General features: G+C 69.1%; 2 protein-coding genes and 1 pseudogene. All 3 read right to left on the reverse strand.

Annotation, left to right across the window (positions count from 1 at the left end):
- A partial coding sequence (gene aroB, locus AC2VOP_RS21610; protein WP_486962866.1) for a 3-dehydroquinate synthase occupies positions 1–1036 on the reverse strand: 1036 nt, incomplete at its 3' end.
- A gap of 122 nt (positions 1037–1158) precedes the next feature.
- Positions 1159–1689 (reverse strand): annotated as a pseudogene (locus AC2VOP_RS21615) (shikimate kinase); the annotation flags it as partial.
- 7 nt (positions 1690–1696) lie between these two features.
- Positions 1697–2914: a chorismate synthase gene (gene aroC, locus AC2VOP_RS21620; protein WP_486962867.1), complete on the reverse strand. Its 1218-nt coding sequence runs from the start codon at positions 2912–2914 to the stop codon at positions 1697–1699.
- Between the last annotated feature and the right edge of the window lie 22 nt (positions 2915–2936).

Genomic DNA, 2936 nt, shown 5'->3' on the forward strand with positions numbered 1-2936 from the left:
CCTCCAGCCGGCCCGGCTTGGCCAGTCCGTCCAGGACGACGAACCGCAGCACACCGGCTCGGGTCTTCTTGTCCCCGGCCATGTATGCCAGCAGTGCCGGCAACGCATTCTGGTGGTAGCTGACCGGCAGGCCCAGGGAAGCCAGGATGGAGCGGTGTCGGTCGGCGGTTTCGTCGTCGAGCCGCCCAGCGGCCCGTGCCAACTCGGCAGCGAAGACCAAACCCACCGACACGGCGTCGCCGTGTCGCCACGTGTACCGTTCCAGGGCCTCGATAGCGTGCGCCAGGGTGTGGCCGTAGTTGAGGATCTCCCGCAGCTGTGATTCCTTCTCGTCGGCGGCAACCACCTCGGCCTTGACGGTCACCGCCCGCTGAATCAGTTCTGCGAGCACATCACCGGCCGGGTCCACCGCGGCCTTGGGGTCGGATTCGATGAGTTCTAAGATCACCGGGTCGGCGATGAATCCAGCCTTGACCACTTCGGCCATCCCGGCCACAATCTCCCTGGGCGGCAACGTTTCCAGGGTGGCCAAGTCGATGACGACGGCCTCCGGCTGGTGGAACGCACCGACGAGATTCTTCCCCGCGTTGGTGTTGATGCCGGTCTTGCCGCCGATAGCGGCATCGACCATCGCCAGTAACGTGGTGGGCACGTGCACGATCGAGATGCCGCGCAGCCAGGTCGCCGCGGCGAAGCCGGCCACGTCGGTGGCGGCGCCGCCGCCCAGGCTGACCAACGCATCCTTGCGGCCGACTCCGATTCGGCCCAGCACGTCCCAAATGAATCCCAGAACGGGCAGCTCCTTCCCGCCCTCGGCGTCCGGGATTTCGATCCGATGAGCGTCAATACCCTTGTCTGACAAATAATTACGGATCGCCTCCGCTGTCTGCGTCAGTGTCGGCTGGTGCAGGATCGCGACCCGGTGCCGCTCGGCGAGCAGGTCGGCCAGTTCCCCGAGCAGACCGGTGCCGATCACCACCGGATACGGCGGGTCGGTGGCCACCGAAACGGTGATGGGCTCGGCGATATCGGTCATCTGCGTCCTCGGGTCCGGCGCGCCGCCAGCGCGGCGGCGGTGGCGGGTGTGGCTGGTGACGATTGCGGCGAGGGCAGTTCTCCGGCCAGCGGAGCCGACGAGGCACCCCTGATGGCAGCAGTTGCGATTTTCGGTGCGCCGGACTCCAGCCTGGACACGATGTAGCGCACCACCGCGCGGGGGTTGCGCCGGTTGGTGTTCACCCGGATGGTCGCAGCACGACGGTACAGGGGTACGCGATGGATCATCAGTTCGCGAAACTTCTCGGCACGGCTTGCTCCGTCCGCTGCGGTCAGCAGCGGCCGTACTGTGTTGCGGCCGGTGCGCCGAACCCCTTCGGCGGCGCTGATCTCCAGAAACACCACGGTGTGACCCGCCAGCGCATCGCGCACTCCCGCGCTGGTGATGGCACCGCCGCCTAGCGAAACCACTCCGTCGTGTTCGGCCAGCGCCGCGCGCACCACGTTCTCCTCGATACGGCGGAACTCCTGTTCGCCGTCGGTGGCGAAGATGTCGGCGATGGTGCGGCCGGTGACAGCCTCGATGGCGGTATCGGTGTCGAGCATGTCGACGCCGAGCGCTTGAGCCAGCCGCCGCCCGATCGTGGACTTGCCCGACCCCGGCAACCCCACCAATACCGCCTTGGGTGCCATCAGTCAGCTACCCGGATCTGCGGGCCTGCTCGCCCGCCGGTTCCCGGTCGGCGACGCAGCGCCGATATGCCTCGATGTTGCGCCGGGTTTCGGTCAGCGAGTCGCCGCCGAACTTCTCCAGCGCCGCGCGTGCCAGCACCAGCGCCACCATCGCCTCGACCACCACCCCCGCGGCCGGCACCGCGCACACATCGGATCGCTGGTGGATGGCGACCGCCTCATCGCCGGTGGCCATGTCCACTGTTGCCAGCGCACGCGGCACGGTGGAGATCGGCTTCATCGCCGCGCGCACCCGCAACGGCTGGCCGTTGGTCATCCCGCCCTCCAGGCCGCCCGCGCGGTTGGTGGAGCGGACCACGCCGTCCGGCCCGGGGTGCATCTCGTCGTGGGCGCGGCTGCCACGACGACGGGCGGTCGCGAACCCGTCGCCGATCTCTACCCCTTTGATCGCCTGGATGCCCATCACCGCGCCGGCCAATTGGCTGTCCAGCCGGTTATCGCCGCTGGTGAACGAGCCCAGCCCGACCGGCAGCCCGGGCACCACGACCTCCACCACCCCGCCCAGGGTATCGCCGTCGGACTTGGCCGCCTCGATCTCGGCGATCATGTGCTGCTCGGCGGTCTTGTCGAAGGCGCGTACCGGACTCGCGTCGACCGCGGCCAGGTCGCCGGGCTGCGGCGGGGGACCGTCGTATGCCGCCGACGCGCCGATGGAGATGACGTGCGAGAGCACCTGCACGTCCAGTGCCTGGTTGAGAAACTCCCGCGCGACGGCGCCCGCGGCGACCCGGGCGGCGGTCTCCCGCGCGCTGGCCCGCTCCAGCACCGGACGGGCGTCGTCGAAGTCGTATTTGAGCATTCCGGCGTAGTCGGCGTGGCCGGGCCGCGGGCGGGTGAGCGGCGCATTGCGGGCGCCGCCTTCGGTGGCCAGGATGTCCGGGTCGACGGGGTCGGCGGCCATCACGGTCTCCCATTTCGGCCACTCGGTGTTGCCGATTTCGATGGCGATCGGACCGCCCAGCGTGATGCCGTGCCGCAACCCGCCGAGCACAGTCACTGCGTCGGCCTCGAACTTCATCCGGGCGCCGCGGCCGTAGCCGAGACGGCGACGGGCAAGTTGAGCCGCGATGTCGGCGGAGGTGACGGCGACCCCAGCGACCATGCCCTCCACGACCGCAACCAGGGCACGGCCGTGGGATTCACCGGCGGTGGTCCAACGCAGCACGTGTCCCATCTTCCCATGCTGG

Source organism: Mycobacterium sp. TH-M106, from assembly GCF_057473765.1.